The following is a 17,259-nucleotide window of genomic DNA, read 5'->3' on the forward strand; positions in this document are numbered from 1 at the left end:
ATATGGAGAATTGAAATGAAAAATTTTTTTGCTATTATCATACAATATTATTTGAAAATAAAAAAGAAAGGGTTAAAAAATTGGAATGCCTATCGTGGATTCAAGAAAGAACTATTTCACTTTAACAAAAACAAACTTCAATTGAAAGGGAAGTTGAAAATAAGTCAAAAATTGCGTCTCGTCAGTATGATAGCAATTGGAATGAATATTTTGACGATATCTATTGTTTTTGGAGCATTAAAATCAGCTGAGGGAAGAATGCGATCCTTTTATAATAATGAGTATAAAAACAGCATTCAGCAAATGCAGATTCGCAATGATGTTGCGATGCTTGATCGAGGGATTCTATCTGCTGTTTTTCAAAATGACAATGCTCAAAGCAATCAAGCCGTGGAGCTTGCAGTGCAAAAGACTGTATCAGATATAAATACATTGAAAAAAAGTTTTCATGAAGAACAATTGATGAAAGATTTAAATACTGCACTCAATAATTTTTTATCTCAAGAAATGAAGGTTATGTCCTTTGCTTTTGCAGGGCAAGCAGATAAAGCATTCACCACAATAAATGGAGATTATCAAAAAAGTGTAAATGATCTATATTTGATTTTGGATTTGGTTTCGGCAAAGGCAGAAGAGGCATCTAATATAGCTTTAGAAAAGACGGCACAGCAGAGAAAGCATATGACTTTGTTACTGATCTTTGTCTTGGGTATATCTGCCGCTGTTTTGGTATTGGCTGCAGGGATGCTTGAGAAAACATTACGCAAAGCAACCCGAAAAATTCTACATATTGCTGATTCCATTGAAAAAGGGGATTTTGCTATTGTTGAAAAAGGGCACTTGCCTGGCGATGAATTGGATGAAGTGATTTGTTCTTCTGAAAAAATGGTGCAGACATTGCAGATACTTATTTCGGATGTTGCATGTTTATTAGATGAAATGGCAAAAGGCAATATGGTGTATCAAACTTCCAATCGAGAATATTATGTAGGGGATTATCAAAGCTTACTGGAAGCCACCGATAATATGCAAACATATATCAATTATGCCTTAAATAACGTGAATACCGCAACATTAAAGGTTGAGGAGCATGTGAAGGAAGTTTTTGAGGGTGCCAAGAATCTATCTGCCCATGCTATGAAACAGGATGCTTCCATCACTCAGCTTTCACAGACTCTGAACTTGATTTCTGATAGTGCCAGATTAAGTGGGCAAAAGATACAGAATATGAATCTGGCTGCGATGGAAATGAATGAACAGATGGGTATTACACGTGAGTATATGATGGAAACAACAAAAGCCATTCAGGATGTTACGGCACATACTGATAAGATTAAACGAATCATAAAAACAATCAATGAAATTGCATTTCAAACGGATATTTTAGCTCTTAATGCTGCTATAGAAGCAGCCAGAGCAGGGGATTCTGGCAAAGGCTTCTCCGTAGTGGCGGGGGAGGTAAGGCTTTTAGCCAAGAAGGTTGCCGAAGCGGCCAAAGAAACTACAGACTTGATTGATAATTCTACGCTATTAATGGATAATTGCGGAAATATTGTTATAAATACCGCCCATTCTTTGGATACGGTGGTACGTCGAACGGATGAAATTACAGATATGATTGCTTTAATTTCAAAAGCCATACAAGAGGAACAAGGTGAGATGGTAAGCATTTCGACAGAGGCAGAGAAAATTCAGCAGATTGCTCGGATGAACACGGAATCTGCCAAATTATTTGCCGATGGAAGCGAAGAAGGATACCGACAGGTTCATATTTTGAAAAAACAAATGCTGCAATTTGTTCGTCAGGAGGATTGTAGTGGTGATGCTGAAATCAGTTGACATAAAAATTAAACTGATTAAAATGAACTATCCAATGTAATTGCTCACACAAAAAAATAGCAAAATGGAGAAGGCTCATTCCATTATAGTCATTTAGTTTGCAGGAGTTTCTATTGTATTCATTTTTGCAAAATGAGTGAACAATATATTTAAGGAATAAGAAACCCGATGGAAGGATTTTACTAGAAACAGCAAATTCTTTCATCGGGTTTCTTTTTTTAGATAGATGGACAATATATCTGTGTTTGCTTTTGGCTATCCCTTTTTAGGCAAGCCTTTGAATCGCCACATAAACATCGGAAATTTTATACCAAGTGGGGTAATTCACCGTGCCGGTTTGTGGTAGATTAAAAATCTGCTGAAATACACGAACAGACTCGGCAGTGGTTTCGCCGTAATACCCATCCTCAACCAATTTGGGTATGAGAGGATAGTTCTTAGAGATGGCATTTAACTGTTGTTGGATTGTTTTTACACTATCTCCCGTTGAGCCCACAACAAGGGTAGTGCCCGGGAAGGATATGGGGATACCTTCTACCTTTTCTGCCTCTTTAATGAAAACGTTGCTTCCATAATAATTTCTTAAAATCTGTAAAGCATTTAATCCCTGATCACCTAAGTCTTTTGAACCCCATTGGCTAAGCCAACCTTCTCTAACAACTCTTCTTCCATCGCTGTATTGGGTAAATAGTGGCTGTCGGATATCGGGTTTTGCAATATAGGTCGCAAAAATCTCGTCAACTACATCAGAGATTTCCTGGAAAATATTTCGTCCGAAAGTAAAAGCTTGGTCAAAGGCTGTGGAGTTAGTTATTGTAAAATCATAGCCTTTGTTCCGATACCATTCTGTATAGATTCTATTTAATGTAAAAGACAAAATAACATGAACATTTGCTTTAATAGACTCCACCGGCCATGTTGCATAAATTTCACTGCTGGCCACATTTTTGATGTAGTCTTTAAATCCCACCGTATAGTTTGCAGCAGAGGTATCCTCCGGCCTACCGTCATGAACAACAACAATACTAGGTACAACTGGTTGGGGTAGTACCACTTGATTACTTGGGAAGGGTAGTTTTTTGATTTCAGATTCTGGGATTTTCGGTGGATAATCCCCATACAACACAGGATAAGGTATATTGATATCTGAGAACCTTGGTGTCAGTTTCACCTCTTGAACTGCAGTGGTTTCTGGGAAAATCTGAACATTATTGATTACTGCTTCTTCATAGTCCGCTAAAGCGACCCGCACGTTATACTGATTAAATGGACGTGGCATATCGTATTCCATGGAATATTCAATGGGCGGTGCACTTAAGGGTACTGGTGGAATCTCCCCCCAAGCATTGGTTACCCCTTCTTCTATGACAGTATTATCATAGGGATCCGTTATAGTCACCGTTGCACCTGCCGCAGGTCTGGCGATATTTGTTAGAAATGTATTAACTCTAAGTAAACCAGTTCCGCCTAAATAATTTTCACGTAAAAAAAGCCTACCGTTTGCCATATACAACCTCCTTTGAGAAAAATTATAATACGTAGTAGTTAATGATAGATTCCCTTATGACTGCAAAACTACCGTATAGATTAAGCCTTCCGTAACCCCATTTTGTGTTTGGATAGAGCATATTCTCTTCCCGAGTGGCGCCACTAATAAAGAAAGTACGTACCAAGTCTCCATCCATGGAAGGGAGATTCTCTTGAATCAATCCCCATTCAAATAAAAGGGCAGCTGCTCCGGCAGTGATTGCTGCAGCCACAGAGGTGCCTGTTTTTGTACCTGTTCCAGTTGGATAAATCCCCTTTACATTAACACCGGGTGCCACAATGTCCGGCGCCATGCGTGGCAATCTTGTTGGCCCCCAAGAGGAAGAAACATAAAGGCTGTTATCATTGCTATTGAATGCCCCTGTTGTAATGGAACCCATTGCAGTTGCCGGGTAAACTATGGTATATTCGGGAACGGGTTTTAATAATTCTACATATTCACTCACTTGACCTGTAATGGGCAGCCATGCAAAATATTCACCACTCACAACGGCATCTCCAAAAAGGGTAATGTCCCAAATACCCTGTGTTGCCTGACTAAAACCAATCCATATCAGATTACTGAAACTTCTATAATATTCAATGGATACTGTGCTAGCCTCAAATACTAGTTTCTCGCTATACTTTAATCCTACTTTAAAAGGAAGCCGTGCAATAACTTCTCCTGTAGGTGAAGTTATGCTGGCAGACATTTTATCGTAAGCCGGACCATATATGGACAGTGAGAAGGATTCACCTTGTCTTCCCACTTTAACACTGACGGTTTCTGTGGTTCCCGTTCTTGGCAGCTTTCCTTGGGAGTGATGTCTTGCATTGCTCTCATTACCAGCTGCAGTTACAAAGCAAAAACCTGCTCTCTGAGAAAGAAATGTAATGTAATCCTCGAAAAGGGAGTTGCCATCGTGTGCACTGCTATTGGATCCCAATGCGATACATTGCACAATGGGCAGATTCATTTCCTCTGTTCGATCATTGATGTATTTTATTCCTAAGATAATATCAGTAGATTCGTAAAGATTTGGATTATCTTTGGGTAAAAGAAATCGTTCTATATAAAATTCGTTGGCGCGTTTCAGCTTTACCGCCATAATGTATGCTTTAGGTGCAGCTCCAATGTACTCGCCTTTATCGTTGCTGGCTGCAACAGATGCTAAAAAAGTGCCATGTCCATCCCCATCTACAGAGGGGACGATAGAATAAGGATTATCGGAATTCAAAGCACGGTTGATATCATCTTGTGTATACACGGAACCAAAATAAAGATAGTCCGGCCTGTTTCCATCAATGGTTTGATCCCAAAGATAAAGTATTTTTGTGGAACCATCTTCAAAACGAAATGCTTCTTTTGTGTAATCAATCCCGGTGTCAACAAAACCAATGACAACATTTCTTCCGGAAAGACTTAGAAACGGCTGGTTCTGAATTTGTGTAATTCCACTATCTTCATTGCTTCTACTGTCTAAAGGGGATAAAATTTTGGGAAAAAACTCATTAAAGTCATTACCCAAATCTTCAAATAAAGAGGGCAAATTATCTCTATGAGTATAAACAATAATTAACTCATTTGCCATTTCTGTCCCCAGTTTTAAATAAGGCTTATCTTGAACATATAGCTTAAATCGGTCTGTATTTATGATATTGAAATCTACTGTTGTGGGAAGTTTTATAAATTCTGACAATGGTAAATCAATATTCTCTAAATTTACAGCAGCCAAATAAAATCACCTCCTAGGTAAGATTTAACCAGAATTGTTCACCTAATTGATATTCAACCAAATAATTCATTGTATTGTATAAGCAAAGGGTACCATATCCAAAGGATGCATTTGGATAAACGATACCCGTTTTTCTTTCTGCACCAATGCGCAGGAATGCCCTAAGCCGTTGCCCATATAAATAAGGATCATTGTTGTTTATGATTCCCCATTGCATCATAAGAGCCGCTGAACCGGTAACAAAGGGGGCAGCAACACTGGTACCTGTGAAGGAATCATAGCCGCCGCCGGATTTTGTTGTAATGATATCAATGGAAGGCGCGGCAATGTCAGGATAAGAGTTAGTATCTGCAAGATCACCTCTGCCTGAGAATAGTGCAATGTTACCCACACGGGCATTATAACCTGCAACACGGACTACTTTTTCTGCGGTTGCGGGTATGGTGATGGTGTTATATATGGATGGATCAGAAAAAAAAGTTTCTTCACCTACCTCCTCTATGGTGGGAAGCCATATATCATAATTTCCATCAACAATATTTCTGGCAATTAATCTTAGCTTGACAATTCCTTGGGGGAGAGGCCCTTGGGTTGCAGTGATATTGAAAAATACCTCCTGTTCTAAGGAGTAGTGGGAAGGCTGACCATAAAATACATTTAGAATCAAATTTGGCCTTCTTACTGTCTTAGCCTGATTTTCAATATTGATTACTCCGGAGGAGCTTCCATCCGGAAAAATTAGCTCAACTGCAAAACTGTCAGCAAAGTTTTTCCATAAGGATAAATAGTATGTTTCTAACCCAGGTCCTGTAAAAAATTCAATTTCCTGCACTTCATCTGTTTGGATTTTTCCGTGATAATGATGTCCTGCGGAACCTTCATTTCCTGTGGGAATAATGATAGACGTTTTCCAGTTTGAAGAAATTTCTGTAATAAATGTTTCAAACAAAGAATCTCCTTTATGGGAGCCGTTGTTCATACCAAAACTCATATTAATGCAGATGGGCTTTCCGAAGCGTTTGGCCTTGTCAATGACATATTTTAGTGCTCTCATTAGTTCTGTTGACCTTGCAAAAGATTCATATCCTCGATAACCAACTTTCACTGCAATAATATCAGCTTCAAAAGCAACGCCCCGATTTGTGCCATTGCTTGCCCTTCCGTTTCCTGCGGCAATACCTGCTACAGCGGTGCCATGCCCATTGGTATCTCTGCTGGGAACAACTTGATATGGAGTTTCAGAAAGGATGGCATTATTGATTTGTTGGTTATTATACTCTGCGCCACTGTAAAACCCAACGGGTGGCGTTCCCGATTGTGTTTGATCCCAAATAAACAGAATTCTGCTGGTTCCATCACTGTTACGAAAATCTGGATGCATATAATCAATTCCAGAGTCAATGATTGCCACAATTACACCTCGCCCGCTTAAGTTAAATCCATCCACTCTTTGCACAGAAGGAATGCAGCTGCTTGATAGGCTGCTGCTTAATTCAAAATATAAGTTTTTAGGCAACTCTAGGTGTTCAATTTGAGGATAAGAGGCTAATCTTTTAATCTTATCTTTTGCAATTGTGATGATTGCATAGTTTTCGTATATGATTTCCGCTTCAGCATCCAACGATTGTGCAACCCTTACGATATCACCGTTAAATTTTGCAATGACCTCAATTCTTTCTAAAGTAGGTTCTATGAATTCCGGAAATTCAAATTCATTTATTAATTCAGACTCATTTGATATTTCTGAAACAAATATATCGCGTTTAAGGGAAGCGGGAATATTCCTTGGTTCTTTGGACATAGATTTCACTCCTTGGCTTAGCAGAATTCGAGGATATTGGATAAACTGATTACTTTATAGACCCATTTTTCATTAAGCTTCACAAAGCCAGTAAGTTGAGTATCGTCACAAGATTTAATAAAATACCAGTAACTATAATGATTCTTTAATGTGAGGTAAACGATGGTATCCGTATGGTTTTTTAGCAGGGAGATATATTTTTCAGCTAAAATATGGTGTTGTCGTGGAGAATACTTTAACACAGATTTTTGCGCATTATTAAAATGGCATGATTGATATGACATAACCGTCGTCCTCCCTTTGGTATTCTTACATTATATTAGTAAAAAACTTTAAAAATGCATGTATAGGGGGAAGGGATGTGAGGATGATTCATATGAGAATTGAAAGGGGGATGTATTGACAAGATTATTTCATATGCATAAATTGTTCCATTTTATGTTTACCGCCTTACTGATGAAACGCTTACCTTTACAAAAGGCCTTTGCTGTAGTTAACTTAGATACAGGGAAATGCTGAATCGGTTTTAAGAATTTTATCTAAATATTGACAAATCAATGATAGTTAGTATAAACTAATTACTTAAAGGGTCTTTGTTTTGAAGTTAATTGGTGATCACATTCACAAATCACGCAAAGGGATTTGACAATGAAATTTTAGCAAATCTAAGATTGCGGTATTTATTTTTATGCTATTAGGGTTGCTTCTGAGGTTGCTTTGATTGAAATTATTTTCTGTCTTGAATGAAAATACAAGTAAAGCATCCTATTAAATATAAGCGCATGTGAAAGAAGTGAATACAAAGAAAAACGGCGGGGTGAGTATGAAGAAGAAGGCTTCTTTTTATAGAAATGGAATAGACTATCACGAAATCATTGAATGCATAACCAGTGCTTTGGATGCAAAGGATGCCTATACGGCGGGACATTCACAGCGAGTGAGTGATTTATCTTTAGAAGTGTGCAAAATTTTAGGATTAAACAGCAAAGAGGCTGATAAAATACATATCGCCGCTCATCTTCATGATATCGGTAAAGTGGGTGTTCCTGACGGTGTATTGAATAAGGGAGGAAAGCTCACAAATGAAGAGTGGGAGTGTATGAAAAGGCATCCGCAAATTGGTGCTGAGATTTTGAGCAAATCACATCATTTGAATGAACTGAAAGATATGGTCTTATATCATCACGAGAGGGTGGACGGGAGAGGGTATCCTAAAGGGCTATCTGGTAATGAAATACCTTTTGGTGCGAAAGTTATTGCTGTTTGTGATTCTATTGATGCCATGTTATCAGACAGAAGTTATCGAAAGGCACATAATTATGATTTTTGTTACAACGAAATTAAAAAGAATTTAGGCATCATGTATGATTTGGAGATAGGGAGAATGGTATTAGAGGAATGGGATATTGTTGTTCATTTATATGAAAAATATAGAAAAACGGAAAGATTAAAGGATATTGTTTTATGATGATATAGTAATCATGAATTTTAAAGCGTAAACTTTTGCTAAATCTTAGTAGAAATTTCGACAATAACAAATTATTTCACAAAGTTATAAAATTGCAATTTGAATGTTTTATTATTTTAATAAAAAGAAGCAATAATCCTTGGCACATCAGATGTGACGTATGAAGTAAAAATCAATCTTCCAACGGTTCACAACAGATGTGCTTTTTTTGTGCTTTTTTATGAAAATATAACAGTATATGCAAAAAAATGTATTATTTTACTGTGAAAATATTGAAATAATTCATATTTGGGTATATACTATAATGTATAATTTAACAAACTTCGGGAATTTTCGACTGTTATCCGAACATTTTCGAAAGGGATATGTATGATTGTTCTAACATGATTACGAAATTCCCAAACTGCTAAGTATTTAACGAATAAAGGAGAGTGAGGTGGTATTGTCTTATGAGAATGCAGCATGACTAAATCGATCTCAAGAAAAATTCCAAAAACTTAGGGGTGTGGTATCGAAAGTTCTTTGAAGAGGTGGTAAGAACCCATACATGAAATGGGGAGGAAAATCAAGAGATAAGAAATGGTTTAAATACGGGTGAGTAACTTTTAGGCGCTTAATATGAAGTGCCTGTTATTTTTGGAATGGGGGTTCTAAAATGTTAAGAAGGATGAAACTTGCGAAAAAAATTGCAATTTATATTGGGGGAACATTAATTGTATTTCTTACTTTATTGGTTTCAGTATCGGTTTTCCAAGCCAATAAAGCCTTAAGAACAACGGTGAACGAGGAATTTTCAGGAATAGCGGCACAAAATGGACTTATCGTTCAAGCAATGATGGATGACGCAAATACCACTGCGCAAAATTTGCAATACTATTTCCAAGATCAATACGAAAAAGAAAGTAAGTCTATACCAGCTGTAGATGCTGAGGTGCCTACAAAGAACAGCATTGTTTACAACGTTGCATTGCAAGAAAAGAATTATGAAAAAGAAAGCTTTTTTGCAAATACAGCTTGGCCTATGGTAAAAAATAATGATGATATTTCCGGTATGGGAATTTATTTTGAACCATATGCTTTTGACCCCAGCATTCGAGATTATGCAATCTATGTTGATACAGAGGATGCTCAAAATAAAGTGGTTACTTCGGAAGGAGACTATGAAAGTTATTCCAATGAAGCCTATTATCGCATTACAAAAGAGACAAAGCAGCAATACATAACCGATCCTATTATATATGAAGGAAAACAACTTTGTTCCCTTTGTTATCCAATTCTTTATAACAATGAGGTTAAGGGAAATATTAATATTGATGTTATTGTATCTAATTTTTCCAAGATCGAATCAGCCAATGAAAAGTATCCTACCATGTTTGCTAATATATTGACCCAAGATGGGGTCTATGTATATGATAGTACTTCTAATGACCTTTCTGGAACAAATATCAAAGAAAGAAATTCCGCCGAGGTTTATGAGAAAATTATGGAAGAATTTGCAAAGGGAGAACCTTTTCAGATGGACGCACCATATATCGGTTTGGATGGGAAAACCAAAGAATACGCAAGGTATTTTTATCCCATTGATTGTGGACAGCAAACTTGGTGGGCGCAAACATCTGTTGAGACAAAGGATTTGAATAAAGATGTTATTTGGCTTACGGCAATTATGTTGATTATGTCTGTATTGGCGTTGCTTACCATTATCATTGTCATTATGGTGCTTTTAAAAAGAATGCTAAAGCCCATTGATTATGTAGTAGAAGCGGCAGAAAATATTTCACTTGGTTGTTTTGATATTGATTTAGAGGTGAATTCTGAGGATGAAATCGGCAAATTGGCTGAGACATTCCAAGCCACGGCTTTGAATTTAAAGACAATTATTCAGGACGTTAATTATCTCCTTGGACTTATGGCAAATGGTGATTTTCAAGTGGCATCTCAATATGAAGAGAAATATGTGGGTGATTACAGAGAAATTCTACTTGCAATGAGAGGGATAAAAATTCAGCTCAGCAATACATTGTCGGAAATTAACCAAGCATCGGAACAGGTCTCCTTTGGATCGGATCAAGTTGCATCCGGGGCACAGGCGTTGTCACAAGGGGCTGCGGAACAGGCGTCTTCCATAGAGGAGCTTTCTGCCACAATTGCCATAATTTCTGAACACACAAAGCGAAATGCAGAAGATGCAGAGAATGCTAAAATGGTTGTGTCCAAAACGGAACATCAGGTTGAGGATTGCAATAAGCAATTAAAAGAGATGGTTACAGCAATTAAGGTAATCAATGATAAATCTAATGAAATAAATGAAATTATTAAAATCATTGATGCCATTGCTTTTCAAACCAATATTCTCGCACTAAACGCGGCGATTGAGGCAGCTCGTGCGGGAGAGGCAGGAAAGGGTTTTGCGGTTGTAGCGGATGAGGTTCGTAATCTTGCAGGAAAATCAGCAGAAGCGGCAAAAAATACTGCCATTTTAATAGAAGAAACTGTAAATGCTGTGGAGGATGGAACATTAATGGCAGATAAAACAGAGAGAGCCATGGAAGTGGTTGTGGAAGGAACCTCCGCAATCACAAACCTGATTGAGCGCATTGTGAACGCCTCCAATGAACAGGCCCAAGGGGCAGGTCAGGTTACCTTCGCCGTTGAACAGATTGCAAGTGTTATACAAAATAATTCGGCAACAGCAGAAGAAAGTGCCGCAACATCAGAGGAATTAAGCGGACAAGCAGAAACATTAAAAGACCTTGTGGGAAGGTTTAAGCTTTTCTCTGAAGACGTAAAGGAAACAAATGATGTTGACGATAATATGAATTATTAAGATTAGTTACCGATAAATAAATCATTTTATAAAGGAGTTCCAATTATCTGTTTGGATATTGGCACTCCTTTATTTTCAGTAATGAATTTTTTTGCAAAGTACTACGACTATAAATAAGCTGAACCATAGAAGAATCCCTTATTACGATGTTAAAGCTAAAGTATCTTTATTATTATAGAAGACGTCTTTTTAATAAAAGATTTCTACAAAAACAAGAAAAGATAGGGTAAATGATGATTTACCCTATCTTTAGCAATTTAATTTACTCCATATTTTTTCTCTCTAATGAGAGCATCACAAGTGCCATACCTAAAAGAATACAGCAGAAAAGAACTGATTTTGCACCTATAATTGGTGTTACGATTGCACCTGCACCTGCCCCTGCAATAAAAACAAAAATAATGGCAAAATAAAGAAAAGCTTTTTTCCCTGCAGCAGTGTCTCTATGAAACACAAGGTGTACCAATTGGTCTGTACCACTGCGAAGATTTCCTGTGCACATGGTTGTTGCATAAGGCAGACCATGAAGGGTACGGAAGCTATGGGCTTGCATTGCGCAAATGAAGGAAATAAATACGTTGGCTAAAACATTTCCCTTTCCTAAAGGTAGAAATGCAACAATTATTAGCACAACATTTTCAATGAAGAGCACAATTTGCCGCCAGTGCAGCTTATGAGTTAGATAAAATCTTTGCTTAATGTATTCATCTAGGAATATACCACATACAAAAGCTGTTATAGGGATTAGATAGTACAGTGCATTCATAAACTGTCCCTGTACCAGCTGAATCGCTAATAAAATCATATTTCCTGTTTGCGCATTTGCAAACACTCCACCTCTAGCAATATAAGTATATGAATCGAAAAATCCCCCCGCAAAGGCCAATAAAGCGCCAATTCGAAAGCTTTCCGACATTTGATTTTTCCATTGTTCCATTTTGAACTCCTTATAGATTAAAGCAGATATTTTCTGTCTAACGAACGGTATTGCAAAACCTCAGCCAGATGTGGCAGTGTGATTTCCTCACTCCCCGCTAAGTCGGCTACTGTTCTGGCAACCTTTAGTATTTTGTGATATGCTCTTGCGCTTAAATCCAAGCGTAAAAAGGCCTGTTTCAGCAGTTCCTTTTCTTTGGTCCCCAGAGCACAGTATTTTTCTATTTGTGCGGCACTAAGTTGAGCGTTAAAAAAAATCCCTTCCTTTTGATACCGTTTCAACTGAATTTCATGTGCTGTCAGCACTCTTTCCTTTATGTTAGAGGATGATTCGCCTTGCTCTTCAATTTCTAAATCTTCATAGGAAACCCCCGGCATTTCTACCATAATATCAATTCGATCCAAAAGGGGGCCGCTGATTTTGCTTCGATACCGAATGATTTCGTTCATAGAGCAGTGGCATTTGTTTCCATCTCCTAAATACCCACATGGACAAGGATTCATAGCGGCAACCAGCATAAAATCTGAGGGGAATGTAAGTGTTCCGTTTACACGAGCTATGGTAACTTGTCCATCCTCAAGGGGTTGACGCATAATTTCCAATGCAGCCCTCTGGAATTCGGGCAATTCATCCAGAAACAATACTCCGTGATGAGAAAGGGAAATTTCTCCGGGCTTTGGAATTCGCCCTCCACCAGTTAAAGCAGATGCAGAAATGGTATGGTGCGGGGAGCGGAAGGGGCGAGTAAGTATTAAAGAGTTTTTGTTTCTCAATAATCCCGCTATACTATATATTTTTGTAATTTCAATGCTTTCCTCAAACGTCAAGTCAGGCAGGATAGTGGGAAGTCGTTTTGCAAGCATCGTTTTACCTGATCCGGGTGGACCAATCATTAGAAAGTTATGTCCACCTGCAGCCGCAATTTCCATTGCTCGTTTCGCATTTTCCTGGCCTTTTACATGGGCAAAATCCAAGATGTCAGACTCTTTTTTATCACCAAACAATGCTTTTACATCTACAGAATAAGCTGGTATTTTATCCTTGCCGCTTAAATGGGAAACGATTTGTTTTAAGCTATGTACAGGGTAAACAGAAATTCCGTCAATCAGGGCAGCTTCGTCCATGTTTTCCATAGGAATAAAGCATTTTTTTATCCCGTTTTGCTTTGCGCCATAAACCATTGGCAGTACGCCATTTACAGGCCTTACTGAGCCGTCCAGAGAAAGTTCTCCTGTAACAAAATAATCAGCGGCGGCTTCGTTTTCCAGTGCGCCGCAAGCACAAAGAATGCCCAAAGCGATGGGTAAATCAAAGGAAGCTCCCTCTTTGCGTGTATCCGCAGGAGCAAGGTTTACCGTAATATGCTTGACGGGGAAGGAAAATCCCGAGTTTTTTACTGCCGTTCGCACCCGTTCTCTGGATTCTTTCACCGCTGAATCGGGCAAGCCAACAATATCAAAGGAAGGTAATCCGCTGCTCAAATCAACCTCTACAGAAACTGGATAGCTGTCGATTCCTTGCAATGCGGAACTTTTAATCATAGAAAGCATGGATAACGCCTCATTTCTCATACTAGTTGGAATTATCATATCAATAATTACTAAAATTTGCAATGATTCCAGTAATTTACTACGAATAAATAGCCATAATTACTGAAATTTCTGTCGATTATACATTTTCTTATTGAATTTTTAAAAAAATGGTTATATAGTTAAGGGCGTAACTCGATGTACGGAGGTGTGCTGGCATGGAAGAATACTATTTGATGTGGCTTTCAAGAATGGAAGGGATTGGATTCAAACGTATTCATTTGCTTTTGGAATATTTTCAAAGTGCCGAAGCAGTTTGGAATGCCCATCGCATGCAGCTCATCAATGTGAAAGGAATCCCTGAAAAAACCATTGATGCAATACTCTTTGGAAGGGACGAGGATAAGCTGAATTCTTGGATTGAAGAGCTGGAGAATAAAAATATACAGTTCTATTCTTTCTTACATCCGCTATATCCAAGTTTATTAAAGGAAATTTATAATCCTCCCATTGGAATTTATGTAAAAGGCACATTGCCTGATGATGCTATTGATAAAGTTTCATTGGTAGGGGCACGGCGTTGCTCACGCTATGGAGCCGGTGTAACCTATCAGATTGCCAAAGATTTGGGCAAGGCAAACATTATTGTTGTCAGTGGCATGGCAAAGGGTATTGATGCCATGGCTCATAAAGGCGTATTGGACGGCGGCGGGCAAACCATCGCAGTGCTGGGATGTGGAGTAGACATTTGTTACCCTGCTGAAAATCGAGAGCTAATGGAAAGCATTGCAAAAAATGGCTGTTTGATTTCCGAGTATCCCCCAGGTACTGAACCAGCACCCCATCATTTTCCCAATCGAAATCGAATCATCAGCGGTTTGTCAAAAATTGTGGTGGTAGTAGAGGCTGGGAAAAAAAGCGGTACGCTGATTACAGCGGATATTGCATTGGAAAGCGGAAGAGAAGTATTTGTTGTCCCCGGAAATATTACCAGTGCTTTGAGCGAAGGGACGAATAATTTAATCAAGCAAGGCTGTCCTGTTGTAACAGAAAGCAACGATATTTTGTTTGAATTGGGAATTACTTATAAAGAATATGAAAAACAGGTTTTTTCCAAACAATTGGCTGCAAAGCTTTCGGCGGAAGAAAAAGAAATTTATGATCAGATTCTTGATAAAGAACCTGTTTTGGCAGAAACCATTTGCAGGAAACTGCATAAAAATATACAGGAAGTGCAGTATATACTTTCCTTGTTGGAAATTTCGGGATACATACGAAAAATTTCTCAAGCGGGATATATCAGGGAAGGTTAATTTGAGGTGAAGTATGACAAAAGAGATCGCTGAAAAAAAGAATAAAACAACAAAGTCCACCGGGAAGGGGACAAAAGCGTCTAAAAAATATCTTGTTATTGTAGAGTCCCCTGCTAAGGCCACCACAATTGGCAAGTTTCTTGGCAGCAGTTATAAAATAGAAGCGTCCATGGGACATATAAGAGATTTGCCCAAAAGCCAACTGGGTATAGATGTGGAAAATGATTTTGAACCAAAATATATTACAATTCGGGGGAAAGGAGATTTATTAAGCAAACTGCGCAGAGATGCGAAAAGTGCTGATAAAGTGTTCCTGGCAACTGACCCTGACCGTGAAGGAGAAGCCATTAGCTGGCACTTGGTTCATGCTTTAAATCTTGGTGAAGATAAGGACATCAGCCGTATTACTTTTAATGAGATTACCAAGACAGCAGTAAAACGTTCTATTACAGAAGCAAGAGAAATTGATATGGATTTGGTAAATGCTCAGCAGGCAAGACGTGTGCTGGATCGTGTGGTGGGCTACACAATCAGCGATTTGCTGTGGCAAAAGGTGAAAAAAGGCCTTTCCGGTGGACGTGTGCAGTCAGTGGCACTGCGTATTATTTGTGACCGAGAAGAGGAAATTTTGGCTTTTATTCCTACGGAATATTGGTCTTTAACAGCAAAGCTATCGGATAAAAATGCGAAGCATCTGGATGCAAAGTTTTATGGCAAAGGCGATACAAAGATGGAGTTGCCTGATGGCGAGATCACAGATGAAGTTGTGAAGGGTGTGGAAGGTAAAGATTTTTTGGTTACAGACGTAAAAACAGGCGTGCGCCAGAAAAAACCTGTGGCACCTTTTACCACAAGTACCTTACAGCAGGAAGCCAGCAAGCATTTGAATATGGCAACTCAAAAGACCATGATGATTGCGCAGCAATTATATGAAGGTATCAATATTAAAGGGGAAGGCACAGTGGGCTTGGTTTCCTATATTCGTACAGACTCCTTCCGTATTTCTGATGAAGCCTATTCAGCAGTTGTATCATTTATAAAAGAAGAGTACGGCGATAAATATGTGAATCCGGAACGGGTTATCTATAAATCAAAAGGGAAAACCCAAGATGCCCACGAAGCCATTCGCCCCACAGAAGTATTGCGTACACCGGATAGTATTAAGGAATCATTATCAAAGGATCAATTTCGGTTGTATAAATTGATATGGGAACGTTTTGTTGCCAGTCAAATGAGCCCTGCTGTGTATGACACCCTTTCAGTGAAAATGCAAGCTGGGGAATATAGCTTTAGAAGTTCAGGTTCAAGCTTGAAATTCAAAGGCTTTTTGGAAGCTTATAATAAGGGCGAGGATGAAGACGAAAAAATGATTCCTCTTTTAGAAAAGGGAGATATTTTAAAGGTAGAAACACTTTTGCCTGAACAGCATTTCACCCAGCCCCCGGCTAGGTTTACCGACGCTTCTTTAATCAAGATGCTGGAGGAAATCGGCGTTGGTCGTCCCAGTACCTATGCCCCGACCCTTACCACAATTTTGGCACGCCATTATGTAATCAAAGAGGCAAAAAACCTCTATCCTACAGAGCTTGGCGAAGCAGTGAACGACATTATGAAAGGTTATTTCTCAGATATCGTTGATGTTGATTTTACTGCAAACATGGAAAAACGTTTGGATGAAGTGGAAAACGGCCATGAGGAGTGGAAACAAGTAATCCGTGATTTTTATCCTGCCTTTCAAGAATGCGTAACGGATGCTAGAGAAAAGCTTGCCAAGGTGGAAATCAAAGACGAAGTAAGCGATGTTATCTGTGAAAAATGCGGAAAAAACATGGTGATAAAATATGGACGGTATGGAAAGTTCTTGGCTTGCCCGGGTTTTCCGGAATGCCAGAATACAAAGCCTTTCTTTGAGGAAGCCGGTGTAAACTGCCCTGAATGTGGTGGAAAGGTTCTAATCAGAAAGACCAAAAAAGGTCGTATTTATTACGGTTGCGAGAATAATCCAGAATGTGGCTTCATGTCTTGGAATAAACCTACAGGAGAAAAGTGTCCTGAGTGCGGCAGTTTTATGGTAGAAAAGGGTCGCAAAAACGTAAAAATCGTTTGTTCCAATGAAAAGTGCGGCTATATAAAGGAAAAGCCCACTGAAGGGGAATAAAATACAGAAAAACAACCATATTTAACAAAAAGTTAGAAAAACTTTGGTTATAATGGTTGTTTTTTATATTTGTCTATGATATAATCCCAAAGGTAACTTTAAAACGCACGTATCTGTTGCCAGA

At 38.5% G+C, this 17,259-nt stretch carries 10 protein-coding genes; 5 read left to right on the forward strand and 5 right to left on the reverse strand.

Annotated elements, in window-relative coordinates; all coding sequences use genetic code 11:
• Positions 1-15: 15 nt before the first annotated feature.
• Positions 16-1,839 (forward strand): methyl-accepting chemotaxis protein, encoded by a 1,824-nt coding sequence (locus tag NE558_RS09230; RefSeq protein WP_256149744.1) that lies wholly within the window; start codon positions 16-18, stop codon positions 1,837-1,839.
• Between the two features lie 265 nt (positions 1,840-2,104).
• Here the strand turns inward: NE558_RS09230 and NE558_RS09235 are convergent, their stop codons facing one another.
• The 3 genes from NE558_RS09235 to NE558_RS09245 are packed head-to-tail and all read right to left on the reverse strand — an operon-like array spanning position 2,105 to position 6,903.
• Positions 2,105-3,346 (reverse strand): peptidoglycan-binding protein, encoded by a 1,242-nt coding sequence (locus tag NE558_RS09235; RefSeq protein ID WP_256149746.1) that lies wholly within the window; start codon positions 3,344-3,346, stop codon positions 2,105-2,107.
• Between the two features lie 22 nt (positions 3,347-3,368).
• On the reverse strand, positions 3,369-5,102 hold the full coding sequence (locus NE558_RS09240; protein WP_256149747.1) for a S8 family peptidase: 1,734 nt from the start codon (positions 5,100-5,102) through the stop codon (positions 3,369-3,371).
• Positions 5,103-5,115: 13 nt separating this feature from the next.
• On the reverse strand, positions 5,116-6,903 hold the full coding sequence (locus tag NE558_RS09245) for a S8 family peptidase (protein ID WP_256149748.1): 1,788 nt from the start codon (positions 6,901-6,903) through the stop codon (positions 5,116-5,118).
• An 823-nt stretch (positions 6,904-7,726) separates the two neighbouring features.
• Between NE558_RS09245 and NE558_RS09250 the strand changes: the two genes are divergently transcribed.
• Both NE558_RS09250 and NE558_RS09255 read left to right on the forward strand, forming a co-directional pair.
• Positions 7,727-8,371: an HD-GYP domain-containing protein gene (locus NE558_RS09250; RefSeq protein WP_256149749.1), complete on the forward strand. Its 645-nt coding sequence runs from the start codon at positions 7,727-7,729 to the stop codon at positions 8,369-8,371.
• Between the two features lie 655 nt (positions 8,372-9,026).
• Positions 9,027-11,198, forward strand: a complete 2,172-nt coding sequence (locus tag NE558_RS09255; RefSeq protein WP_256149750.1) for a methyl-accepting chemotaxis protein — start codon at positions 9,027-9,029, stop codon at positions 11,196-11,198.
• Between the two features lie 262 nt (positions 11,199-11,460).
• Here the strand turns inward: NE558_RS09255 and NE558_RS09260 are convergent, their stop codons facing one another.
• Positions 11,461-12,135 (reverse strand): YoaK family protein, encoded by a 675-nt coding sequence (locus tag NE558_RS09260; protein WP_256149752.1) that lies wholly within the window; start codon positions 12,133-12,135, stop codon positions 11,461-11,463.
• A 17-nt stretch (positions 12,136-12,152) separates the two neighbouring features.
• Positions 12,153-13,685, reverse strand: coding sequence for a YifB family Mg chelatase-like AAA ATPase (locus NE558_RS09265; protein ID WP_256149754.1), 1,533 nt, complete (start codon positions 13,683-13,685; stop codon positions 12,153-12,155).
• 197 nt (positions 13,686-13,882) lie between these two features.
• Between NE558_RS09265 and dprA the strand changes: the two genes are divergently transcribed.
• Together dprA and topA are read left to right on the forward strand one after the other, a co-directional pair.
• On the forward strand, positions 13,883-14,977 hold the full coding sequence (dprA, locus tag NE558_RS09270) for a DNA-processing protein DprA (protein ID WP_256149756.1): 1,095 nt from the start codon (positions 13,883-13,885) through the stop codon (positions 14,975-14,977).
• Positions 14,978-14,990: 13 nt separating this feature from the next.
• Positions 14,991-17,135 carry a type I DNA topoisomerase gene (topA, locus tag NE558_RS09275; protein ID WP_256149757.1) on the forward strand — a complete coding sequence of 715 codons (2,145 nt, stop codon included), beginning with the start codon at positions 14,991-14,993 and terminating at the stop codon, positions 17,133-17,135.
• Positions 17,136-17,259: the final 124 nt, after the last annotated feature.

The organism is Anaerotignum propionicum (genome assembly GCF_024461735.1).
Taxonomy (GTDB): Bacteria; Bacillota; Clostridia; order Lachnospirales; family Anaerotignaceae; genus Chakrabartyella.